The 23,380-nt window shown below is 65.4% G+C and carries 19 protein-coding genes; 5 read left to right on the forward strand and 14 right to left on the reverse strand.

Features of this window, described 5'->3' with window-relative positions:
- Positions 1-13: 13 nt before the first annotated feature.
- Positions 14-616: a TetR/AcrR family transcriptional regulator gene (locus DES52_RS18750; RefSeq protein WP_110888369.1), complete on the reverse strand. Its 603-nt coding sequence runs from the start codon at positions 614-616 to the stop codon at positions 14-16.
- Positions 616-1,485: an alpha/beta fold hydrolase gene (locus tag DES52_RS18755; RefSeq protein ID WP_110888370.1), complete on the reverse strand. Its 870-nt coding sequence runs from the start codon at positions 1,483-1,485 to the stop codon at positions 616-618. Before DES52_RS18755 ends, DES52_RS18750 begins: the two co-directional genes overlap by 1 nt.
- 741 nt (positions 1,486-2,226) lie before the next feature.
- Here DES52_RS18755 and DES52_RS18765 point away from each other — a divergent pair.
- A complete protein-coding gene (locus tag DES52_RS18765) occupies positions 2,227-3,447 on the forward strand; it encodes a class I SAM-dependent methyltransferase (protein ID WP_245901149.1) in 1,221 nt (406 codons plus the stop codon).
- Positions 3,448-3,745: 298 nt separating this feature from the next.
- Here the strand turns inward: DES52_RS18765 and DES52_RS18770 are convergent, their stop codons facing one another.
- Complete coding sequence (locus DES52_RS18770) at positions 3,746-5,806, reverse strand: tetratricopeptide repeat protein (protein WP_110888373.1); 2,061 nt, start codon at positions 5,804-5,806, stop codon at positions 3,746-3,748.
- Between the two features lie 101 nt (positions 5,807-5,907).
- Between DES52_RS18770 and DES52_RS18775 the strand changes: the two genes are divergently transcribed.
- The 3 genes from DES52_RS18775 (at position 5,908) to DES52_RS18785 (ending at position 7,809) form a co-directional block, all read left to right on the forward strand.
- Complete coding sequence (locus DES52_RS18775; RefSeq protein WP_110888374.1) at positions 5,908-6,378, forward strand: hypothetical protein; 471 nt, start codon at positions 5,908-5,910, stop codon at positions 6,376-6,378.
- Positions 6,375-6,587, forward strand: a complete 213-nt coding sequence (locus tag DES52_RS18780; RefSeq protein ID WP_110888375.1) for a hypothetical protein — start codon at positions 6,375-6,377, stop codon at positions 6,585-6,587. The genes DES52_RS18775 and DES52_RS18780 overlap by 4 nt, the downstream gene beginning before the upstream one ends.
- A gap of 283 nt (positions 6,588-6,870) precedes the next feature.
- Complete coding sequence (locus DES52_RS18785; RefSeq protein WP_110888376.1) at positions 6,871-7,809, forward strand: aldo/keto reductase; 939 nt, start codon at positions 6,871-6,873, stop codon at positions 7,807-7,809.
- Positions 7,810-7,959: 150 nt separating this feature from the next.
- Here DES52_RS18785 and DES52_RS18790 read toward each other — a convergent pair whose 3' ends face one another.
- From DES52_RS18790 to DES52_RS18825, 8 genes are read right to left on the reverse strand one after another with little or no spacing between them, the layout of a single operon-like run.
- On the reverse strand, positions 7,960-8,916 hold the full coding sequence (locus DES52_RS18790; RefSeq protein WP_110888377.1) for a carbohydrate kinase family protein: 957 nt from the start codon (positions 8,914-8,916) through the stop codon (positions 7,960-7,962).
- Entirely contained in the window at positions 8,916-9,740 is an 825-nt protein-coding gene (locus tag DES52_RS18795; protein ID WP_110888378.1) for a PIG-L deacetylase family protein, read from the reverse strand. The genes DES52_RS18790 and DES52_RS18795 overlap by 1 nt, the downstream gene beginning before the upstream one ends.
- A gap of 12 nt (positions 9,741-9,752) precedes the next feature.
- Entirely contained in the window at positions 9,753-10,616 is an 864-nt protein-coding gene (locus tag DES52_RS18800; protein WP_110888379.1) for a carbohydrate ABC transporter permease, read from the reverse strand.
- Entirely contained in the window at positions 10,616-11,566 is a 951-nt protein-coding gene (locus tag DES52_RS18805; RefSeq protein WP_110888380.1) for a carbohydrate ABC transporter permease, read from the reverse strand. Before DES52_RS18805 ends, DES52_RS18800 begins: the two co-directional genes overlap by 1 nt.
- 10 nt (positions 11,567-11,576) lie before the next feature.
- Positions 11,577-12,833: a sugar ABC transporter substrate-binding protein gene (locus tag DES52_RS18810; RefSeq protein WP_110888381.1), complete on the reverse strand. Its 1,257-nt coding sequence runs from the start codon at positions 12,831-12,833 to the stop codon at positions 11,577-11,579.
- Positions 12,834-12,850: 17 nt separating this feature from the next.
- A complete protein-coding gene (locus DES52_RS18815; protein WP_110888382.1) occupies positions 12,851-15,460 on the reverse strand; it encodes a PIG-L family deacetylase in 2,610 nt (869 codons plus the stop codon).
- Complete coding sequence (gene argH / locus DES52_RS18820; protein WP_110888383.1) at positions 15,457-16,866, reverse strand: argininosuccinate lyase; 1,410 nt, start codon at positions 16,864-16,866, stop codon at positions 15,457-15,459. Before argH ends, DES52_RS18815 begins: the two co-directional genes overlap by 4 nt.
- Positions 16,863-17,858 (reverse strand): ROK family transcriptional regulator, encoded by a 996-nt coding sequence (locus DES52_RS18825; protein WP_110888384.1) that lies wholly within the window; start codon positions 17,856-17,858, stop codon positions 16,863-16,865. The genes argH and DES52_RS18825 overlap by 4 nt, the downstream gene beginning before the upstream one ends.
- 436 nt (positions 17,859-18,294) lie before the next feature.
- Here DES52_RS18825 and DES52_RS18830 point away from each other — a divergent pair, with 436 nt between their 5' ends.
- The gene (locus DES52_RS18830) at positions 18,295-19,284 is read left to right on the forward strand and encodes a phosphotransferase enzyme family protein (protein ID WP_170131169.1); all 990 of its coding nucleotides are present in this window, start codon (positions 18,295-18,297) and stop codon (positions 19,282-19,284) included.
- A gap of 513 nt (positions 19,285-19,797) precedes the next feature.
- On the opposite strand, the gene DES52_RS18835 is transcribed toward DES52_RS18830, so the two are convergent.
- The 3 genes from DES52_RS18835 to DES52_RS18845 are packed head-to-tail and all read right to left on the reverse strand — an operon-like array spanning position 19,798 to position 23,263.
- Positions 19,798-20,346, reverse strand: coding sequence for a hypothetical protein (locus DES52_RS18835; RefSeq protein WP_245901139.1), 549 nt, complete (start codon positions 20,344-20,346; stop codon positions 19,798-19,800).
- Positions 20,340-21,206, reverse strand: a complete 867-nt coding sequence (locus DES52_RS18840) for a CapA family protein (RefSeq protein WP_170131170.1) — start codon at positions 21,204-21,206, stop codon at positions 20,340-20,342. Before DES52_RS18840 ends, DES52_RS18835 begins: the two co-directional genes overlap by 7 nt.
- Positions 21,203-23,263, reverse strand: coding sequence for a DUF3160 domain-containing protein (locus tag DES52_RS18845; protein ID WP_110888387.1), 2,061 nt, complete (start codon positions 23,261-23,263; stop codon positions 21,203-21,205). The genes DES52_RS18840 and DES52_RS18845 overlap by 4 nt, the downstream gene beginning before the upstream one ends.
- Positions 23,264-23,380: the final 117 nt, after the last annotated feature.

The following is a 23,380-nucleotide window of genomic DNA, read 5'->3' on the forward strand; positions in this document are numbered from 1 at the left end:
GGCAGCGCGGTCGTCACGCAGTTCTTTCGTGAGGTAACTCGCCGGGAGCGTGGTTCGCTCGGTCGGTGAGGCCGAGGTGCAGGACGCGCAGCAGGAGGTCGAAGCTCTCGTCGATTCCGAGCGGCAAGCCGAAGCCGCCGCCGAGTTCGAGGCTGATGAAGCCGCGAAGTGCGGCGCGTAGCACGCGCACGTGGTGCAGGGCTTCCTCGCCTTCCAAGCCGTAGCCCCGCAGAACGGCCAGGATCAAGTTCACGTAGGTGCCGCCGAGGCGTTTGGCGTTCTCGCTTTGCTGCGCGACGGGGAGTTCCATCGCGGCGTACAAGCCGGGGTGCTGCTTCGCGTAGGCTCGCTGCGCGTACGCGAGGGCGTTCAGGGCGTCGTAACCCGATCGTCCGGCGGCAGCGTCACGGCTGACGTCGAGCAGTTCCCGAAAGCCGCGTCGCGTGAGGCCGTCGCGCAGGGCGTCGAGGCTTTCGACGTGGTTGTACAGCGAGGGCGGCTTGACCTTGAGTTCCGCCGCGAGGCGCGCGACGGTCAGGGCCGCGAGTCCCTCGGCGTCCGCGATGCGTGCGGCGGCGTCCAGGACCCGCGTGGAGTCGAGGCCGGCGCGGGGCATCAGTTCAGCTTCCCGAGGAACGCGAGGAGGCGCGGCGCGACTTGTTCGGGAAATTCCACGTGAGGGTAGTGGCCGGCGCCTTCGACGAGCATCAAGTCCGCTTGGGTGCGGTCGGCGACGAGGCGCGCTTCGGCGGTGGCGTCCTTGAAGTCGGGGTCTTTGGTGCCCATCACGACGAGGGTGGGTTTGCGCACGGCGCTCAGGAGGGGTTCGGTGGGTGCTTTGGGCAGGAAGATCATGTTCGTGAGGGCTTGCATGCGGCCGGATTGGCCGAGGTTCGCGCGGACGCTGGCCTCGTACGTGTCGAAGTCGTCGGGTTGGCGGGCGGGGAAGAGGGTCTTGCGGTAAGTCATCCAGAAGGCTCGGCTCCAAGGGCCGCCGAAGGCGGCTTTGATCACCAAACGCATGTACCAGGGAGTGGGGAGGTCGCGGGTGACGGGGCCGAGAAGGACGAGACCGCCGACTTTCCGTGGCTGGTCGTGCGCGGCCCAGAGGGCGCTGCCGGCGGCGAAGCTGTTGCCGAGGAGGACGGCGCGTTGTACGCCGAGGTGGTCGAGGAGGGCGAGGGCGTCTCGGGCGACGGCTTGGGCGCTGTAATCGTTCCAGCGGGCGGTGGTGTCGCCGTGGCCCCGGATGTCCATGGTGATGACGCGGTAGCCCGCCTCGACGAGGAGGGGCGTGAGGTGGCGGTATTGTCCGCGCAGATCGCCCATGCCGGGAATGGCGAGAATGACGGGGCCGTGGCCGTGCGTGTCGTCGAAGGCGAGGCGGCCTTCGGGCGTGGTGAGGTACTGGGTGGGCATGGCGTTCCATTCGGAAGGTTCGGTGTGGGTGAGGAGCGTGGCTCGGGCGGGGGTGCGCGTGTTCATGTTTGTCTCCTACTCGTATTCGTATCTTTACTAATAATATTAGTTTTGTCAAGAGTCGCGCCCCATGTACCCTGCAACTCGGATCGAAGTCGCGAGGCCAGTGGTGGACGCTTGATGCGCTCGTCACACGCCGTTTCACCGCCACGAGCAAACTCGCCGCACTCGTTCGCTCGGCCAGATCGAGGATGACGGTCACGCGACCTCCCACGAAGAGCGAACGCGACTCCACCGATTCCTCGTTCCACCTCAACACGCTTCAGCGGCGGCATCACCCATTCCCCACGCGACGAGCGCCGCCAAGGCGTACCCTGAACTCGCGCGAGTCGTCGAAGGACGTCCTCGCAAGCCCCGGACCATGAAACCGATCAAGCAACGCGACAACAGACGAGCGCGAACCCGACCGCGGCCCCGCTTCCCCAGCAAGCTCGAGGCCCCCGTCGTGCCTTCGCGCAACATCCAGGTACTTCGACCAGAACTTTCCCCCCGATCCTCACGGCCTCTGATTTCACGAACCGGCAGCGGTCGTCGCGCGCTCGACGTCGAGCACGGAATTCACGACGCGACTCCACAAGCAGCCACGGACATGCCCCCCCACGTCGAACGAGGCGCGTCGAACCTTCGGCCGTCAACCCGCGAGAGGACCCGCGCTCGATGGCAAGGCGGCCGCCCGCCGCACTCCCTCGCCATCGCCAAGTCCAAGGACGAAGTCACTCCCAGGTGGTTCCGCTGAAAGGCCCGTCCCTGCCGCTTCCTTCCTCAGGCGCAGCGCCTCGGCTGCGGCTGCGCGTCAAACGTGGCGCCGAAGCGCACGTGCGTCAAGGGCATCCGTGGGTTTACGCCAACAGCGTTCAGCAGCAAAATCGCGCGGGGCACCTCGGGGAGTTGGGAATCGTGTACGACGCTCACGACCGATTCCTCGCCATCGGCTTGTACGATCCGACGTCACCCATTTGCCTGCGCGTGCTGCACGCCGGACAACCTCAAGCGCTCGACGAAAGGTGGTGGACGCGCCGCTTCGACGCGGCCATCGACGCGCGGGAAGGCCTGTTCGACGAGCGAACCAACGGCTACCGCTTGATCAACGGGGAAAGTGACGGCTGGCCGGGCTTGGTTCTGGACCGCTACGCGTACACCTTGGTCCTCAAGGTGTACGCGGGCGCGTGGCTTCCCCGCTGGGCCGACGTGCTGGCCTTGATCGCCGAACGTTTTCCGCGCGAGCGTCTCGTCGTGCGGCTCAGCCGCAACCTCCGCGACGTAGCGGCCGAGTTCGGCGTGCACGACGGCAGCGTCGTGCGCGGCGATCCGCTTCTCGGCCCCGTGGTGTTCCGCGAAGCGGGCGTGGCCTTCGAAGCGGACGTGCTGCGCGGCCAAAAAACCGGGTTCTTCCTCGACCAGCGTGAAAACCGCGCGCGCGTGGAAGAGTTGTCACGCGGAAAGCGTGTCCTGAACGCCTTCAGCTTCTCCGGCGGGTTCTCGTTGTACGCGGCGCGTGGCGGCGCGACGTCCGTGACGAGCGTGGACATCAGCGCGCACGCCCTCGCGAGCGCCGAGCGGAACTTCGCCTTGAACGCCGACACGCCCGCCGTGGCCGCGTGCGAACACATCACCGTTCGAGCGGACGTGTTCTCGTGGCTGCATCAGCACCACGCGCGGCCCTTCGACTTGATCGTGCTCGACCCGCCGTCGCTGGCGAAACGAGAAACGGAACGTGCGGGCGCCATTCGTCAGTACGAGCACCTCGTCATGGACGCGTTGAACCTGCTCGCGTCCGAAGGCGTGCTGCTCGCCGCGTCATGCTCGGCACACGTCAGCGCCGACGAATTCACGGACGCCGTGATGCGGGCGGCGTATCGTTCCGGACGAACCGTGCGCGTCCTTCGCACGAGCGGACACGCCGCCGATCATCCGGCGACGTTCCAAGAAGCGCGATACCTCAAGGCCGTGTACTTGAAGTGCCAATGATCGTCTTGAGCGCGGGACTTCAAGCGGCAAAGTTCGCGCGCCCGACCCGCCCGTACGCGCATTCGGCTCGCCGAAGGCCCCGCACTCCGAGTCATCCCTGGGGGCGCGCCGACCACTGAGGCCACGCGACAAGCGGCGCGCACGCAAGTGCGCGCCACCGAATTCGGACGTGGAGACGGACGAGGGAGTGTGAGGGCCGACGAGCGGCGGGCGAGAAAGGCCCCCAGGAGGGCTCGAAGGTCCGTCGTCAAGCCCGGCCCGAGGCGCGCGATGGCGACACGATGGCGCGGACGAACGCTCAGCGGCTCGACTTCGCGATGAAGCTCCACTTGCCGCTCAGAGCCTTGATCTCGCTTCCAGGGCTCGCTTTCGAGTCTCCGCCACCTTTCACGACGACTTTCACGGACGTCTTGACGACCGCACCGGCGTCCGTGATGCCGTCCGCGCCCCAAGTGATGTACACGCCCTGCTTCGACTCGATCCCGACGATGGAACCGGCTTCGATGCTCTCTTGCACGCCGACCGTGACGGTGTAATCCTCGGTGCCGAACGTGTGGTTGAGCTGACCGAACGCGCCGAGCCAACCGGGTGAGGCGGTCGTCATGGAGAGCGATTCGCACGACACCTTGAAGCTCAGCAAGGGCAGCGAGAAGCCGAAGGTGGAGGCGCCGAGGAGGTCCTTGCACCCATCGGCCTTCGGAAGCACGAGTTCATTCGCGACGACCGGGGCCGCGCTCGCGCTGGACTTCAAGCACCATTCTTGATAGTGGGGCGTCAGGGCGCTCGCCCAGCCGTACGCCGTGCCGACGTAACCGGAATACAGCGACGTTGCCCACAGCTCGGCGTAGAGCGAGGCCCGCTCGTGCAAGATGGGATCGGAAGCGTTCGCGGCGAGCCCGGTCAACAGCTTGTAGCCCTGCTTGAAGTACGCGCCGAGGTTCTCCGCGTGGCCGTGCATCGCGCCGCGCCACTTGTTGTTCTGAGACTCGAGCGCCGGTACGCACAGCGCGAGGAACTCCTCTTGCGATCGGACGCGCCTGCTGATCTCGTCGACGACGCACCCGCCCTCACAGTTGTAGAAGTCCTGCTGGAGCCTCGGCGCGTCGTACTGAGTCTTGCGCTTGGCCTCGACGAGGGCGCGCATGTGCGGCTCTTGGTCGATCGAGAGCATCGCATCCCACAGAGCGTTTCGTCGAGCCCTCGTGAACGCCGACTCCTTACGGTCGCGAAGCTGCATGTCGAGTTCGTCCATTCGGTTTCTCAAAGACGTCGCCCGGTCGTCGAGCTCGTCTTGAAGCTTTTCGTAGCGAGACCGCAGCGCGACCGCCTCGGCCGGTGTTTGCGGCAGCTTGAGGTTCGGCAGGGACGCCTCCTTGCCGTGCGAAAGGTCGAAGGTGAAGGCGGCGGGCAGGCGCGTGAGCACGTCCGCGCTTCCCGTCGTCACCTCAATTTCCTGGGGAGTTTGAGGTTGGGTTTGCGCCGTCGTCTTCGGGGGCGTGCGGCGTGCGCCCGCGCGAGCGAACTTCGCGGCCTCGGCGAACTTGCCTTGGCAGGTCAGCGCGACGCTCAAGCCCGCGTTCGCCTCGGACAGCATCGGCTCGGCGGCGATCGCGCGGCGCAACACGGTCTCCGCTTGATCGAAGCGCCGCAAGGCCGTGAGGGCGAGCCCTCGGTTCGTGCTCAGAACCGCTGGGTTCGACCAGCCGAGCGGCCCGGTCGTGTTTTGTTGCAGCTTCGCCGCCGCGTCGAGCACCGTGAGGGCGTCGCCGGGCAGACCGAGCGTCACGAGGACGCCGCCGAGGTTGACGAGGTGTTGCGGTTCTTGCGGTTGCAGGCGGTGGGCGGCGAGCAGGGCGGCGAGGGCGGCGTTCGGCTTGCCGAGCAGCGCGGCGCTCTCGGCGGCGCGCGAAGCGAGCGCCGCGTCCTTCGCGTCGGGGCTGCTCGAGAACGCCTTCAATCCGGCGCTTTCGCGCTTCTCGAGCCACGCCGCCGCGTCCTTCAAGGCCTCGGCGAGCGTGGCGGGTACCTTCGGCGGCGTGAGCGGGGCCGTCTTGGCGTACGCCTCCGTCATCTTCGCGAAGGTCTGCTCGAACGTGGCGCGGCTCTCCGAGGAAGGTCCGAGCATCGCGAGCAGGCGCTCCATGTTTTGGTAGGCCCCGAGTTGATCGCTCGTCAACTTCGAGGCGTCGAAGCGCGGCGCGTCGCACAAGCGGGCGCGCTCTCGTTGGAGTTGCTGTTGCAACGCCGCCTCGGACGGCAGGGCCCTCGCGTCCGAATGCGCCTGCCAAGACAAGTCGGGCGGGGACGCGGCGAGCGACGAGGACGTCAAAGCCAGCAGGGTGAGGGTGAATCGTTTCATGGGGTCACCTTGCCAGGGAGGCGGTGGCAGCTCGATGGCACGCCTCGGTCCGTCATGCGTCGATCATCGTCGGCTTCCTAAGCTGCGTGTCGAGGAGTCCCATGAACATTCACGTTCCGATCGTTCGTTTCGCCCTGCTCGCCGCGCTCACGCTCCATCCGGGCGCCTTCGCGAGCCGTTGCGCAGAATTGCGTCCGTTCCTGTCGAGCGCGCTCGACGCTCCGCTGATCGTGCAGGCGCGCGTCGTACGGCACGCGCAGACGCTCGTCCCGCCGAGCTTCGCCGAAGTTCGCGTGCTCGCGACCCTCAAAGGGCGAGCGCCGAGCACCACCCTGAGAATTCTGGATTCCGACGGCGCCCTCGCCGTTCAGAACGCGAGCGCGTACCCGGTCGGCACGACGTGGGTGTTCGCCTTGCGCCCGAGCGTGGACGGCGCGTCGTTCACGTTGCCCGTGTGTGGCGACGGCGCCCTCGCCGTGATCGGCAAGAACGTGTTCGGCAACCTCGAGGGTGGCCTCGCGAGCGTCCTTTCCTTGACCGATCTGCGTGACCGCCTGCGAGGGTCGCCGTGAGCCACCTTCTCGATCTCGTGACGTGCCGCTGGGTGCCCGGCACGCTCGACCGCGTACGCGTCTCCTCACGCGGTCAGGCCGAAGTCCTCGACATCGGCGAGGTGGAGCGGCGCTTCGGACGAGCGGCCCTGGAAGCGCTCTACCTCAAGGGGCACTTCACGCGCCGCGACGATGTTTCTAACGAATTTCCTCCCGACATCCGAGAGTGACGATGAAGGGTGAAGCGTGGCGCGCTTCGCCCACGAACGCCGTGAATCTTCGCGCTCGTCGGTGTTCGCCCTGTGTCCGCCGCTTCACGTCAGGCATTGCCCAAGGCAAGCCTCCTTCGTCAGGCGATCGCTTCGCGGTTCACGAGCCTCGAAGGCAGGCCGGGCCGACTCGGTGTCTCGATTGCGGACTCACCCAGCGTGAACATTCTCCATGAACGAACGCCGTCCGCGTGTTGGCGTGCCGCCTTCCCTTTCTCGGAGCGCCGTGAAGTAGCATGCCCGCATGCTACTTCGCGCTTTGGGTCACTCCGGCCTTCAAATCTCCGCGGTCGGACTCGGATGCAACAACTTCGGCGCGCGCCTCGATCAAGCGGCGACCACGACGGTCGTTCGACGTGCCTTGGACCAAGGCATCAACTTCTTCGACACGGCCGACGTCTACGGCAATCGCGGCGGCTCGGAAGTCATGTTGGGCCGAGCGCTCGGCGAAGAGCGCCAGCGGGTGGTGCTGGCCAGCAAGTTCGGGTTGCCGATGGACGACAGTGGCGAGCGTCAAGGCGCGAAGCCCGAGTACGTTCGCCAAGCGCTCGAAGCGAGCTTGAAGCGTCTCGGCACGGACTACCTCGACTTGTACCAGTTGCACCGCCCCGATCCTCACACGCCGATCGAAGAGACGCTCGGCGCTTTGGACGAGCTCGTTCAAGCGGGTTTGGTGCGCTTCGTCGGTGTTTCGAATCTCGACGCGCCCGGCGTTCGAACCGCCGAAGAAGCTTCCCGGCAACGGAATCTGGTTCGCTTCACGTCCTGCCAGGACGAGTACAGCCTGCTCGTGCGAACCATCGAGAAGGACTTGATTTCCGAGATGCGAGCGCTCGGGTTGGGATTGTTGCCGTACTTTCCGCTGGCGAGCGGCTTGCTCAGCGGGAAGTACCACGCGGGTCAACCCTTGCCCGAAGGTGCGCGCATCACCGGGTCGGAGGGAGCGCAGAACCGCTATCTGAACGAACGCAACTGGCGTCTGGTCGAGGAACTTCGTCGGTTTGCCGAGGCCCGCGGTCACTCGCTGCTGGAGCTGGCGTTCAGCTGGTTGCTCTCGAACGACGTGACGTCGAGCGTGATCGCGGGCGCGACACGGCCCGAGCAGATCGACCAGAACGTCGCGGCGCTCGATTGGACGCTCACGAGGGAGGACGTCGAGGAAGTGAACCGCATCACCGCGTAACCGCCGCTCGGCGCACGGAAGAAGGCCCGAGCGGAAACTCTGGCCTTCTTCCATGCGACCTGCTCACCGTCGCGAGGGGCCGAGTCGAATTCGTGCAGGTGGCGCGCCACGCTTCATGCAAGGAGACGGCGTGCCCGCCCGCGTTCCCGATTACTGCGTCGAATTGAGCGTGGCCGACGCGTCGGACGCCGAGTGGGGCGGAGGCGAAGGAGGCGCGTACTGACGCGGAAAAGTCGAAATCGCCAGGGATGCGACGCCCACACCCGTACGCAAGGCGTCTGCCTTCGTGGCCCCCTCGGCCAGGGCGTGCAAGTACGCCGCGTTGAAGGTATCGCCCGCCCCGACGGTATCGACGACTTCCACCAGCGGGGCGTCGACCTGCTCGCGAACACCCGCTTGGTACGACACCGCCCCGGCCGATCCGCACTTCACGACGAGCGTTCCGTTGGCAGGCAGGATTGGGCCGAGGACCTCGATGGCCGCCAAGACGTTGTCGCGCTCGGCGAGCGCCGTCAACTCGGCGTCGTTCAGCAAAGCGAAGTCGCAAGAAGCGAGCCACGAGCGGACTTCCGCTCGAACATCGTGGGACCACCCCTCGCTCGGCCAGCCGGGATCGAGCGCCACGAGCGCGCGACGCTCCTTGAGGGCGGCGAGGAGGGTGGGGTACTGTTCGCGCAGACGCGGCGTGAGGAACGCTCCGACGAGCAAGACGATGTCGCCGGGGCGCACGACGTGCAGACGGTCGAGCACGTCTTCCAACGACAGTGCGGCCAAGTGCCCGAGGTGCGAGAAGAACGTTCGCTCACCGCTGACGTGACTGAGGGCGACCGTGACGGAGGTGGGCGCGTTGGGCGTGTCCCAAAGGCCTTGGACGTCCACGAGCTGCGCGCGGAGCCAGCCGCCGAAGGCGTCGGTGCCCACGTTGGCGATGGCGCTGCACGTCGCGCCGAGGTCACGCAAGGCGACAAGAGAATTTCCCGCCGATCCACCGATGCGTAGCTCCATGCGGTCCAGAAGCATCTCCGTGCCAAGCTCGGGCCAGCGGTCATGCGAGCCCATGATCAAGTCGACGTTGATGTTACCGATCACCACGATGGAAGGCGTCATCAATCCTCTTTCAGGCGCCGCGCGACAGGCAAGCCGTCGAAGAAGCCGCGCAATGGATAGCGTGGCACGGTCGTGCGCGACCCGCCGAGGCTGAACGTCTCGTACTCGTAGGCGTTCTTCGTGACTTCATCGGGCATCGTTCCGAGGGTGCTCAACGGCCCCGTCTGAGTGCGGTGCGCGTACAGAGCGCGCCGTTTCTGCGGCGCGTAGCGAGACACGCCGACGCGCACGGCGACCGTGCAGTCCGACACTCCGTATGTGTCGGGGTCGAGTCCTGCCAGGACGCCGAGGCTGCCTTGCATGCGTTGCATCTCGCTTCGAGTTTGCGCCGTGTAGTACAGGCGCTGCACGGGCTTCTCCAGACAACCGCTGGAGTAGAAGGCGGCAGTGGCGGCGCGGTGCACGATCAAATGATCGGGATGTCCGTAGATGCCGTGTGGATCGAAGGTCAGCATGACGTGCGGTTGAACGCGGGCGATGACTTCGAGAATGCGCGCCTCGATCTCCCAAAGGTCGACGTTGATCGTGGCGAGCGGATCGTCACGGCGCAGCCTCTCACCTCGGCCCGAGTCGTGGTAGCCGAGAAAGACCGGCTCGCCGATTCCCAAGTGCGCGCAGGCGTCCTTGAGTTCCTGTTCGCGCAGTGCGGCGACGTCCTCGACGTGACCGAGCGAGGGATCGGTGACGCGGCCCGCTTCACCTCGCGTGGCGCACACGAGGGTGATGCGCGCTCCTTGCGCGGCGTAGTGTGCCAGCGTGCCGCCGCAGCGCAGCGCCTCGTCATCGGGATGGGCGAAGACGGCCAGCAGGGATGGTTGGGCCATAGCCGTGCCGCCTTACCCTTTCATGCCCGTCATGACGATGCCTTCGATGATTTGGCGTTGGAAGAAGGCGAATACCAAGAGCACGGGAATCACGGCGAGACTCGACGCGGCCATGATGAGGCCCCACTGGGTGCCCGCTTCACCGCTGAACAGGGCGACGCCGACGGGCAAGGTGCGTAACGCGGGACTTTGAATGACGACGAGGGGCCACAAGAAGGCGTTCCAGTTGCCGAGGAACGTGAAGATCGCCAAGCTCGCCAGCGCAGGACGCACGAGCGGCAAGGCGACCTTCCAGAAGATGCCGAACTCGTTCATGCCGTCGATGCGCGCCGCTTCGATCAAGTCGCTGGGAACCGTCTCGAAGAATTGCCGCATCAAGAAGATGCCGAACGCCGACATGAGACCGGGGAAGAGAATGCTGAAGTACGTGTTGGTGAGCTTGAGGTCCACGACGCCGACGAACCAAGGAATGACGAGCATCTCCGTCGGAATCATCAGGGTGGACAAAATCGCCACGAAGATGAGGGTCTTGCCGGGAAAGTCGAACTTCGCGAGCGTGTACCCGACGAGCGAGTCGAAAAACAGCACGCTGAGGGTGGTGACGCCCGCGACGAGCAGCGAGTTGACGAACCAGCGCACGAAGGCCGTCTGACCGAGGACCGTCCGGTAGTTCTCGAGGGTCGGCTCGGACGGCAGGAACGCGAGCGTGAACAGTTCCGCGAACGGTTTGAGGCTCGTCAGGAGCATCCACGCGAACGGGAACAACGTCACGATCGCGCCGACGAACAGCACGAGGTAGGCGCTCAACGTCGTGACGCGCTCGCGAAGCGGTCGCCGGCGACGCTCGTCGAGCGAAAGGGAAGCGTGGGCGCTCATCAGTAGTCGAACCTCCGGGTGAGGAAGCGCATTTGCAGCAGCGTGATGACGAGGATGATCGCGAACAAGACGACCGTGAGCGCGGAAGCGTACCCCATCTGGAAGCGTCCGAAGGCAACTTGATAGATGTACACGGCGACCGTGAGGGTGCTTTGCAACGGACCGCCTTGATCGGTGAAGTTCAAGTTGACGATTTGCGTGAACAATTGCAGGTACGCGATCGTCCCTGTCACGACGCTGAAGACGATCGTGGGATTCAAGAGCGGAAACGTGATGCGCCGGAAGGTGTACCAGCCGTTCGCTCCGTCGAGCGAGGCCGCTTCGTAGTACGAGCGTGGAATCGCCGCGAGACCCGCGAGGAACAGCACGACTTGAAAACCGAGGTTTTGCCACACCACGAGCGCCGTCGCAGACGGCAGCGCCTGGTCGGGAGACGTCAGGAACGACTGAGCTGGAAGGCCGAGCGTGACGAGGACCGTGTTCACGGGCCCGAACTGCGGCGAGAGCAGCCACTGCCACACCCACGTGGCGGCGACGATGGGCGTGACGTACGGAATGAAGTACAAGGCGCGCAGCAAGCCGCGCAAGGCCGTGATGCGTGACAGCAGCAGCGCGATGCCAAGGCCGAGGGCGATTTGCGCGGGAACGCCGATCAAGGCGTAAAACGCGGTGTTGCGCAAGGCGCGACCGAAGGTCGCGTCGGACGCCAGGCGCGTGTAATTCTCGAAGCCCACGAACGGGTGCTCGGTCCCGACGGTGTTCCAATCGAACAAGCTCATGCGGAATGCCGTCAAGGTCGGCACGAAGCGCACGATCACGAAAAAGGCGAGTGGAACGAGCAGGAAGCTGTACGCCCAAAGCGCTTGACGTTGCTTGAGGGACAACGTGCGCTTCGGGCGGACGGGCGCGGAGGGGAAAGCCCCCTCCGCGCGAGGGGGCGGGACGCTCATGTCAGGATGCTCACTTCTTGTAGTAATCGTTGAGAATCTTTTGCTCCTCGGCCACCGCGCGCTTCAAGGCGGCGGCAGGATCGCCCTTTTCCAAGATGACGGAGTTGATTGCGTCGACCCACACGCGCCGCTGCCCCGCTTCGTCCACGAAGAGCGTCGAGGTCGCGAAGGGCAGGCTCTGCACGAACGGACCGTACACGGGGTCCTTGCGAAGGTCCGCTTGGCTGGACAGGCGACGCGACGCGGGAATTTCACCGACGTCACGCAGCCACTCGCGCATGACTTCCTCGCTCGTGAGGAACTTCAAGAACTTCACGGACGCGTCCAGCTTCGCTCCACGCGCGTTTTTCGTGATGCCGTTGACCCAGTACGAGCCGAAGTTGCCGCGCTGGCCGCCTTGATTCATGACGGGCAGGGTCGCGACGCCCCAATCGAATTTCGCGCCGCTGCGAATCGAGCCGATAGCGAACGACCCGTCGATGATCATGCCCGCGCGGCCCGCGATGAACGCGTCACGGTAAGCGTTGTTGCCCGGGAAGAAGTTGGGAACGCCGACTTTGTACTTCGTGACGAGGTCCGCGTAGAACGTCAGGGCTTTGACGCCCGCCTCGGTGTCGTACGTCGCTTGCTTGCCGTCCGCGCTGTACGGGCGGCCGCCGTACTGGCGAAGGAGCACTTCGCGCAGCACGTGGTAGTCCTGACCGTCCGGCGCCATCGCGAAGCCGAGGGTCGTGAAGCGCGGCGCGGCGCCCTTCGTGATCTTTTGGGCGGCCGTCAAAAAGTCGTTCCACGTACGCGGCGCGCTGCGAATGCCCGCCTGCTTGAAGAGTTCCTTGTTGTAGAAGATCGCCAGGGTGCGCACGGCCGTGGGCAGCGCGTAGTACTTGCCGTCGATCTTCGACGTCTTGACCATCGGCACGAAGTTGGCGTCGATGGTGCGAACGGGGAAGTCCTTGGCGGGCAACGCTTGCAGGTAACCGCCGTCCACGTACTGCGGCAACCAACCGTAGAAGAGGTTCACGACGTCCGGGCCTTGACCGGCGGGAATGCTCGTCGCGACCTTCTGGTTGTACGCGTCGTACGGAAACGTCTCCTGCTTGACCTTGATGCCGGGATTTTGCGCTTCGAAACGCGCGATGAGCTTGTTCATCAAGGTGACCTTGCTGGCGAACTCGTACTGCCAGTACGTGATCGTCACGTCCTGCGCGGCGGCGACCGACGCGGACAGCAGGGTGGACAAGCCGAGCAACTTCAGTGCTTTCTTCATAACGACTCCTTGAGGGGTTACTTGCCTTCCGGCGTGAGAAGGTTGACGAACAAGCGGTACGCGCCGGGCACTCCGGCCGGAAGTTCGCGGAAGAAAGCGTAGCCTGCGTATGTCCACGTGCCTTGCCCGACCTTCACCTTGACGAGACCGCCTTGCGCTTCCGGTTCACCGCGGTCATGCGATTCCAGGAGGGCTTTGTAGCGAGGGTCCCAAGTCGTCAGCCAGTACAGGCCGCGTTCTTGAACCCATCCTTCGAAGTCGGCTTGCGTGATGCGGTTCGGAGTCGTGAAGGCCGGGTCTTCGGGCGCGAGGATGCGAACGGGCGCGTCTTCTTCCGTCACGCGAATGTTGGCCGGACCGAGCGTCGTCGGGAAGGGGCCGGGACCGCCGGTCATGATCCGGTCCCACTCGAAGCGATGGTACTGCACCACCATATTACCGCCGCGCTCAATATAGTTCATCAAGCGAGCGTGGTTCGCGGCGAGGTCGGGGCGATCACCGTACGCGCGCACGCCGATCACGATGGTGCCGAATTGCGACAAGTCCCCGCTCGCGATGAATTCCGGCGTGAGGGTGGTGACGTCGAGGCCCACGCGCTTCAAGGCTTCGGGAACGACGTCTCCGGTGCCCGGCACGTACCCGATCTTCACGGAGGGAACCTTGAGGTCGAAGGCGTTGATGGTCGCTCGGGCGGGCGCGTAGAGAGGTCGGTACTCGGTGTGCGCGTAGTTGATGACCGTGTAGCCTTCGGCGAACTTCTCGCTTCCGAGCGTCGCTTCGGCATCGATGGCGTACGTGCCCGCCGTCAGGTTCGCGGGCGCTTGCACGTCGAACGCCAGCAGGGCCGCTTCACCCGAGCGCGCCAACTTGAAGGGCTGCGCGGCTTGCGTGGCCGTCCAACCCGCGGGCAACTTGAGGGTCACGTTGCCTTCCGTCGCGCCCGTGGTGTTGTTCTCGACGCGCACGTGCACGGTCGCCTTGCGGTCCGAGCCGAGCGGCATGATCGCCAAGTCGGGGTCGACGCGCACGTTGAGTTTCGGTACGACCGCCAGGAGGCGCGAGCGCTCGCCGAACTTCGGATCGGCCCAGACGTTTTGCAAAGGCACGCGCACGGTGACGGGCGTTCCGGAGACGTTCACGCGCGCCACGGCGAAGGTGTCGGTGGGGCAGTAGGGGAGGGTGACGCACTCGGGGCGGTCGACGGTCACGCGACCCGAGAAGTTGTCGGGCCGCCGCCAGTACGGACGCGTGAGCGCGGCATTCCCGGCGACGGTCACGTCGAGGGACGCGCCGACCGCTCCACCCGCGGCGAGGGTCGCGGCGGCCACCGCCCCCTTGGCTTCCCAACCGGACGGCAGTTCGAGGCCCGCCGACGCGAGCTCCACGGGCAACTTTCCTTGGTTGTACAAGTCGAAACGCACCTTGAACGCCTGCCCTGGCGTGACGGTCGCGTCGTTGGCGACCGCTTTGAGGTTCAGGCCGAGCAGTCGTACCAGCGCCTCGTTGAATTGCTCTTCCTTGCGAGCGAGATCGTCCACGAGGGCGCTCTTCGCGGCGGGCGCGAGGTCCGAGACGCCTTCGGCGACGTTCTTCGCACGGCGAATCGCGTCCAGACCGCGCCGTACACGTGCCACCGTCGTTTCCGGCGTGCGCAAGTCGAGGTTCTTGACGGCGCTTTCGGCTTCACGCTGAGCCGTTCGCAAGGCGGAAGCAAGGGCCGGAATTTCGACGTTGGCCCAGCGCGCGGTCAGCGTTGTCGGCACGCCGTCGAAGAAGCTTTTCTCTTGGCCGCTCGCCGCGCCTGACTTTCCTTTGAGAATGACGAAGTTGTTCTTGAAGGACCCGGCGGGCAGCAAGCTTCCCATCCCTTGGCTGCGGTGATACGAGCGTCCCTCCAAGCCGATCTGCTGGTACGTGCGCCCCAAGATCGGATCGTACTGCCCGACGTCCACCGTGAGCGTGGCGTTCTGAGCGTCGCCCGTTCCTCCGCCGACGCCCGCCGAGAGGTACAGCTTTTGCGGTTGCCACGCGGGCAAGCCAAGCTCGGGAAACGCGCTGGGATCTCCGGCGAGATCGAACGCTTTCACGGCGAGGTAACCGGCCGCCTGGTGGTGGCCGTGCCCGACGCGTTCATCGGCGTGGAAGGTCACGACGACGTCCGGACGGAAGGTGCGGATGACGCGCACGACGTCGGACAAGGCCTTCTGCTCGTCCCACTTCGACAGGGCCTCGTTGAGAGTGCGCGAGAAGCCGTAGTCGTACACCGTGGAGAAGTACTGCTTGGCGCCGTCCACGGCGCGCGCTCCGAGAAGCTCGTCCGTGCGGATGATTCCTAGCCCGTCGAAGAGTTCGGTGCCGATCTCGTTCTGCCCGCCTTCGCCGCGGTTGAGCGCCAAGTAGGCGCTTTCGGCGTGCAGTCCGCGCGTGACGTAAGCCATCACGCCGCTCGGCTCGTCGTCGGGGTGCGCGCCGACGAGCAAGAAGCGCGCCGACATCGGCAGGCGGTCCACCGCTTGCTGAATCCCGACCGCGCCAACCTCGGGGCTGCGTGGAAGGTCGGCTTTGGCGGTGCCGAGCAGCGCCGCCGTGAGGGCGAGAGCGAGAGGCGTTCCTGAGCGATGTTTCATGCTGCTCCTTTCAACGCGCGTCGTGCGCGCTCGAAACGGTCGAGCCAAGCTTGCCGGCGGGTAGAGTCGTGGGAAAGTCGAGCGCGGGCCATTTGAAGGTGGGCGCGCATCACGTCGCTCGCGGGCCCGCCGAACGTGCGCCGCCGATTGACGAAGGCGTGCACGTCCAGAGCGGCCGTGAGGACATCGGCGGGAACGTCGATGCCAAGTCGGTGCAAGTCGGTGGGCGTGGCGCTGCACAACGAGCGTCCTTGCGTGCGAAGATTTGCGAGAAGCTGTTGCGCCGCGTGGTGGGCGTCGCGGAACGTACAGGCGCTCGTTCGTGCGAGGGTGTCGGCGAGTTCGGTGATCATGGTGTCGCCCGTCGTCGCCTCGGCCAAAAAGCGCTCGCGGTGCACGCGTAACCCTTCGAGGCTGACGGTGAAGAGGGCCAGGCCTTGCCGGAAGTCTTCCCACAAGGCGCGCATGGGTTCTTGCACGTCGGGACCCGGATCGTTGATGTCGCCGAACGGAACGTTGTGGGAGCTCAGCAGCACGGCCTGGGCGTAGCCGAGCAGCTTCGAGAACTTCGTGCGGGCATGCTCTAGCGCGACCGGGTTGCGCTTTTGCGGCATGACGCTCGATCCTTGAACGAGGCCGTCCGCCACAGTGACGAGGCCGCGTGACGCCCAGAACAGCAAGTCGTACAACGCGCGCGAGAGGGTCACCGCGCACGTCGAAAGCGCCCCGGCGAGTTCGCATTGCCAGTCGCTCGTGCTGACGGCGTCGTACGTGTTTTCCACGGGACGATCGAAGCCGAGCGCTTGAGCCGTGAAGTCGCGGTCGAGCGGGTGGCTGCTTCCGGCGAGCGCGACCGCGCCGAGCGGGCTGAGGTTGAGACGCTTCAAGGCGTCGGCGAGTCGGTCGGAGTCACGCGACAACACGTTCTCCAGGGCGGTGAGGTAGTGAGCGAGGGTGGTAGGTTGCGCGGGCTGGTGGTGGGTGTAGGCGACGATGACCGTATCGACTTCCGCCTCGGCGAGGTTCAGCAGCACGCCGCGAAGCTTCTCCACGCTTTCCATGGCGCGCAGCAGCTCTTCGCGAGCGGTTAAGCGGTAGATGGCCATGTCGAGGTCGTTGCGAGACAACGCCGTTCGCAGCGCGCCCGCTGCCTCGGGCGAGCGTGAAGCGAGACGTCGATCGAGGCTGAAGAACACGTCTTCGATGGCGGGATCGTACGGCGGCCACGATTCGCGGCGTAATTCGCGAAGTAAGGTCACGGCCTCGGTGGCGCCGGGAAGGCCGCTCTTCGCGTGGCTTTGTGCGTGCGCGGTCAGGGCGTCGAACAAGTGCGGCAGGAGGTGAGCGCTCGCGAAACGGTAGTCGGGTTCGAGCACGACTTCGCGGTACACGGGATGCCACGTCATGCCTTCACCGCCCCTTCTCGTTGCAGGAGCGCCGCGCGCGCGCGCTGCACGGAGAGCAAAAGTGCTCCTCGCACGGGTCCGTCATCGCCGTGCACGGCGGTGTCGACGCGCACCGTCTGTGGCAGCAGGCGGCGCAGGCGCGGCGTGAGGTCTTCGTTTCGGGTGCTCACGACGAGCAGGTTCAAGTCGAGCGCCGCGCCGAGCGCGCTCAGAACGTACGCGAGTGCCGCGTGCCGCTCCGTGGGCGGCAGGGTTTCGAGGAGGACGTCGGTGTTTCCACGGGGCCAGCGGACATCTCCCAATTCGCCCGACCGACCGTGCTGCCCGGAGTAGAGCTTGCCGCAGAGGAAGAGCCCGACGCCGAGGCCAGTCTCCCGTTCGAGCAGGACGGCGAAGGGATCGGCGCCGTGGGCGGCGCCGTCATGATGCTCGGCGATGGCCGCGAGGTTGGCGTCGTTCTCGAAGCGAACTTCCACGCCCGTCGCCTCGCCCCAGTGGCGAATGGCGGCGTCGTCGAGCGCTGGCACGGCGTTCGGTTCGGCGAGGCAATTCGACGTGACGGGCGCGGGAACCGCGAGGGTGACGAAGTGCAGGGGGCCGTGCGGCGCTTCGAGGCGTACGGCTTCGAGGGCGCTCATGAGCTCCTTCGTCACGTTGGTCGGGCCGTCGAGGTCGACGGTGCGACGATCGGTGGGACCTTCGCGCAATCCGGACGCGAGCATGGTGAGCCGCTGAGGTTGCACGTCCACCCCGATGGCGGTGCCGAGGCGGCGCGCGAGGCCGACGAGCCCGGCGGGTCGGCCTTGCTGTCCGCCGGAGCGGCCCAATTCGTCCACGATCCCTTCGAGGACGAGGTCGTTCACGATGCTGGTGACCGTGACTTTCGAAAGGCCCGTGATAACGGCGAGTTGACTGCGTGTTCTTTCCGCTTCCAACAAGAAACCGAGAATCACGCTTCGATTACGCCAGCGTAACGTACTGGGCTGACTCATGCTCCCGAGCCTCCTCGCTATTTAATAAACTTTCCTAACTTTGTGCGAATAGTAAGCTTCTCGAACGTGCATGTCAAGAACGACCGACAGCACGCTGAACTCGGTCCAACCACGCGCCACGCGAGCACCTCGACGTTCTTTTCCCGAATGTACGTCGTGCGCCGCTTGCTACAGGCGCTCAGCGCGACGCTCGCCAAAAAGCGAAATCACCTTCGAAGCAGCCTCCGTCACCGCGCTCTGCACCCCCGAGGCGCCGTCCTAAAGTCCCGCTTCGCGACCGAGATCTTGTACAGCTTCAACCCGCACGCCCGGGCCGTTGCTCGTGGAGTCACCACGCCGCATTGGACGTGCGTTCCGTTCTACAAAGACTCGGCCGCTAAAGTGACGACGTCGCGTACAGTACATTCATGTCTTCACACCGTGTCGGTGGCCGCTCGTGACGTTGCGTCCCGGCGCCGTACCCCCGCTGGTCCCGAACGAAGTCATCACAGACGCCCTGCGCGCCTATGATCTGCCCGGTCCGCTCGAAGTGCAATTCCTGAGGCGCGGCTTCAACGATCACTACGAGGTGACCCGCGCGCCGGACGGTCAGGACACGCGAAATCGGCAGTACATCATGCGGATCTACCTCGTGGACAAGCCTTACATTCGCGGCATTCCCGACATCGAAGACGAACTGAAGGCCCTGGTCGTCCTCGCGAAGCAGGGCGTGCCCGTCAGCGCTCCGATCGCCCGCCGCGACGGCGACTTCATGCAGACGCTCGACTCCGACGGTCACTCGCGCCCGATGGCGCTGTTTTCGTACGCGCTCGGAGAGGAACTCAAGGGCGAAGCCATCGGGGAGGAGGTCGCCCGGAATTTGGGACAGGCGATTGCGCGCATGCATGCCGTGGCGGACGCGCATGGCTTGGGCTCGCGTCGATACACGCTCGACGAGACGTTTCTCGTGGACCGACCCGTGGCGACCTTGCGCGACTTGCTGAACGAGGACGCGGTCGGCCTCGAAGCATACGGCGAGCAACTCAAAGCAGCGCTGCGAGCACTTCCCCGAACGCCCGGCCTCTTCGGCTTCATTCACGCTGACCTGCACTCCGGAAACTTTCGCGTGCTGAAGGGCCGATGCACGCTGTTCGATTTCGATCACGGCGCTCAAGGCTGGCGCGCTTACGACCTCTGCGTGCTCCGCATGAGCTTGCCCGACGACTCTTGGACGGCGCTCCTCGACGGGTACCGATCGGTGCGACCGTTCACAGCCGCTGAAGAAGCGGCGCTGCCCTTGCTGACACGCGTTCGACAACTTTGGGACGTGGGAGATTTTCTGGCCATGCGAGCTTCCGGAGCTTGGGGCGACGCTTCGCTGAGCGAGCAGGGCCGCGCGCAAGTGCTCGAACAGGTGCTCGCCATGCAACAACCACCCCTTCCTTGAGCGCCACGTCACAAGCAATGTCACGACCCGCGAAGCGAAGGCGACACCTGCCGAGCGACAACGCTTCGAACGACGTCGCGGCGTGGAGCCGTGAAGCAGATTCTTACGGGAAGTGACGCTCCAAAAGCCTTGGTCTGCAAACACGACTTCCCCACTGTGACGCCGTCGTGCTTCCCTGAGCGATTCGCCGAACACTTGTTTTTCGCTGAACCCATGCCAAACGAAGTAACTTTCCCAGACAACTCCCTTGGATGCTAGAAGGCTGCGAAACGAGCTCTTGATGGGCCGTCGACTGCGGTCTGTCACTTGCTCCTAACCCATTTTTTTTCATCGTCCGAGCAGCAGTCGAACAGTATGGTTGACGATGAGGTTCACCCCGGCTTCGTTCTTGATGCCCAGATGGGCGCGCGAACGAACGAGAGGGTGTACCTGAAGCGGCCGCAAACGCTGACGGAAAGCCAAAGGGGCGCGTGCGAAGCACGATGAAGCCTCAACCCTGAACTGCCTCGGGAGTTATCGCAGGAGCACGTGACCGTGGCGAACCCCGAGTGCGCGAGCGGCACGCACCTTCACGCGCGTTTCCAAGCGAAAGCCGAACCCCGTCCACTTCCACACGCTCACCGCCGCTCCCGTCCCGGTGCGTCCCGCTCGATACGAACCTTCCAGCACCGCCAACCTTTCAGCTCCGAAAACCACCGCCGCGAGCGCGGGCTGCGCCATCGCCGATCCCACCCAGCGCTCCACGTACCGACCGTGCGCGAGCGGAGTGAGCACCGCCACGTGCGCACTGTCACCGCGAGCATCCCGATATGCGCCGATGGGAGACGGGCGGGTCGTCCAACGGCTCGTGCGCCAATCACGCCACGGACGCCACACGATGAGCACGCACTCTGCGCGCCCGTCTCCTGTGACGTCCGCGTACGCGCGCGAACGTACATCCCACGACGACGGAACTCGCAACGCGTCGCACACGCTGACTTGAGCGAGCGGCGGCTTCGTCCATCGACCGTCGAGGGTACGCCATGGAAGCGTCGTCAACGCGATCAACAAGAAGCTCAGCATGCTTTCAACGCGAGTCGCGCCAGGATGCCCGGCGCGGCGGACGGCGCGGACTTCACGGGCAAGGCTTGCTTTAACTGGAGTGGCACTGCGCATGCCACCCAACCGCTCGATGTGAGCGTGAACCGCACGAGGGCGCTCAGCCGCGCGCTCGGCGGGTCTTGATCGAAGGCCAAGTTCCCGAGGCTGAACGCGACGATCGCCTGGCCGACGCGCTCCACGGGTTGCAGCACGTGAGGACCGTGCCCGAGCACCAACGTCGCGCCCGCCGCCACGAGATCGGCGGCCAATCGCCGCTGACGGGCCGTCACGTCTCGGAATTCCGCGCCCCAATGAACGCTGACGACGACCGCATCGGCGGTTCGCGCAGCGGCTCGGACCGACCGAAGCGGCCACGGGCGTCCGTCGTCTTGCAGCGCGAGAAACGCGAAGCGCCGACCGCGCACGGCTCGCCACGCGACGTTCGCCGTGAGGGGCATGACGCCCGCCGTTCGCAACGCCCGCCTGGACTCGGTGAGGCCCGCCGCGCCGCCGTCGAGGGCGTGGTTGTTCACCGTCGACGCCACGGTGACGCCCGCGCTCGACAATGCCCGCACCGCCTTCGGCGTTCCGCGAAGGTCGATGCCGACCGTGACCTTCGGCCTTGTCGTGAGCGGCGACTCGAGGTTCACGAACGTCACGTCACTGCCGCGCAAGGCGTCGCGCAGCCCGCCGAGCACCACGCGCCAATCACCGCGCGCGCTCGCGGCGACACCGCGCGTGAGAATGACGTCACCGCCCGCCGTGAGCACCACCGCGTCGTCACGTCCGCCGGCCGTCACGCTCGAAGCGAGAATCAAGGCGAGCAACGGCCAGGGCTTCACTTCACCACGACGCCCTGCAGCCACGCGGGCTGGGGCGGCAACCGCCCGGCTTTCACGCGCGCCCGCCACGCTTCGTCGGTGAGGCGATCGCTGATCGGCCCGGTGAACTCGAAGTACGAGTACACGCCGCCCCGCGCGAGTTGCAGCCCGCCTCGACCGTTCGGCACGATCGCGTACACCTCGTACACGGGTCCCGTCGCTTCTTGCAGCACCTCGCCGTTCGGGCTCGACGCGATGTCGGTCACGAGCGCCGCTTGTTCGCTCTCGTCAAACGCTGGGCCGCCATTTTCCGGTCCGCCAGCCGGGTCGGTGGCGTTCAGAGTCATTTCTTCGAGCCACCCACCAAAGTAGAACAAGCGGTCGTACTCGTCGGCGGTGAGCTTTCCGCCGCTCAGTTGCCGCTCGCTGACGCTTTGCAAGAAGGCCAGCATGGACCCGAGGCTTTCGAGGTTTTCTTTGGTCCTGGCGCTCAGCAAGCCGCGCCCGGAAAGTCCGTCGCGCGTCTGCTTCGTCAACGCGCGAAGTTTCGAGTACACGTCGACGTTCGGCTCCACGTACGACCGCGGGTGCTCGGGCTCCAAGCCTCCGCCCATCTCGGCGAGCACCTGCTTGGCGTACAACACCGTGTCGTGCTTGAGCTCCGTGTAACTGCCGAGCGCCGTCTGCAACTCCTTCTTCGACCACGCGGGCGTGCGCATGAACGCCGGGTAGCGTGCGTCGCGCGCGTCTGGCACGGCGGCGGACCGCAGCACGTCCAGCCACGACCAGTACACGTTTTGCGTCCACGTCGCGCGGTCGAACGCGCCGATCTTCGCCTTCAACGCCGTGAGTTGCGACTCGTAGTTGCGGAACTTCGTGTCACCGCTCGCCTTCAAGGCGTTGAAGGCCGCGCTGCTACCGAACGCGGCGAACACGTCGAGCGCCTTTGGCAGCCAGCGTTCTTGCTTGAGCACGCCCACGTTGCGCCACGTGAGTTGATCGAGGACGTACGCGTCGAGCGTGAAACGCTGCCCCATGAGGCGCCACCCGACGGTGTCCGCGCCGCGTTGTTGACGAAGCGTGAGCCAAAGCGAGTTGATTTGCGGCGGGAGCAATTTGGCCGCTTGCGCTTTGAAGGCCGCGAGCTTGCCCGCATCGGCGAACGCGAGCAAGTTCGTACCGAACGTTTGCCGTGCGAGCGGCGCGTATTGCGCGAAGGTGAGGTCGTCGGACTTGCCGACGAGGAAGCTCGTCGGTTCGTACACGCTCGCCCACAAAGCACGCACGTCGGCGTTCTGGTCTATCAAGCGCGTGAGAATCAACGCCACGCGCGTTTCGCTGTCGCTACGCACGCGCAAGTTCATTCGCCCGAGGTACATCATCGCTCGGAAGTAGCGTTGCAGCGCGGCCGTCTTGGTGTAGTGTCCGCGCGGCTTGTACTGCGTGTAGTCCTCTCGCATCGCTTCTCGTGCGGGCACGCCCTGCGAGAAGATCACCGAGGGTTGCGTGCCCTTGGCGTTCATGATTTGGCGAAGTTCGCCTTGCACGAGGTTGGCGACCTCGGCGGGCACGGCTGCCTGCGGCTTGATGAGTTGCCGCGCGACCGCGAGGTACGCGAGGGCTTTGCGGGCATCTCCCTCGAGGGTCGTGTCTTTGGCGCGCGCGACGTACGCTTGCGCATCGGCGACAAGGGCGTCGAGCATGCGCGTGAGGTTCGGCGCGAGTCGTTCACGCTCCAAGTCACGCAGCAACTTGTCGAACGTCAGGTGGTACACGTGCAACACCGAATCCGTCGTCACGAACACCGGTTGGTACATGTACCGGGTGTCTTCGTACACGTGATGAAACTGCCGCCATTTCGCGGGGGCGATCACGAATCCTTGCTGTGCGAGGACTTGACGTTGCGTGGCCGTCAACGGGAAGTCAGCTCGACCTTCCGTCGTCGCTTTCAGGGCCGCGGCGTTGCTGAGGCGGTCCAAGGCCACCGGAAGCGACGTGCCACTCGACTGAGCGACGGCGGGGCCGAGGAGCAGACTGGCCAGCACGAGCGAGCGGCGCAGACGTGGAAGTCGAAGCATACGTATCCTTTCGAAGACCATCCGGAGCTTCACGGGTCACGGGGCGTACATGACGTGTCGGCCGAGCCTCCGTTCGGCCACGTGCCACCTCAAGGTAAAGCTTCCGAGCGGAAAGTG

It is taken from the genome of Deinococcus yavapaiensis KR-236, assembly GCF_003217515.1.
GTDB lineage: Bacteria > Deinococcota > Deinococci > Deinococcales > Deinococcaceae > Deinococcus_A > Deinococcus_A yavapaiensis.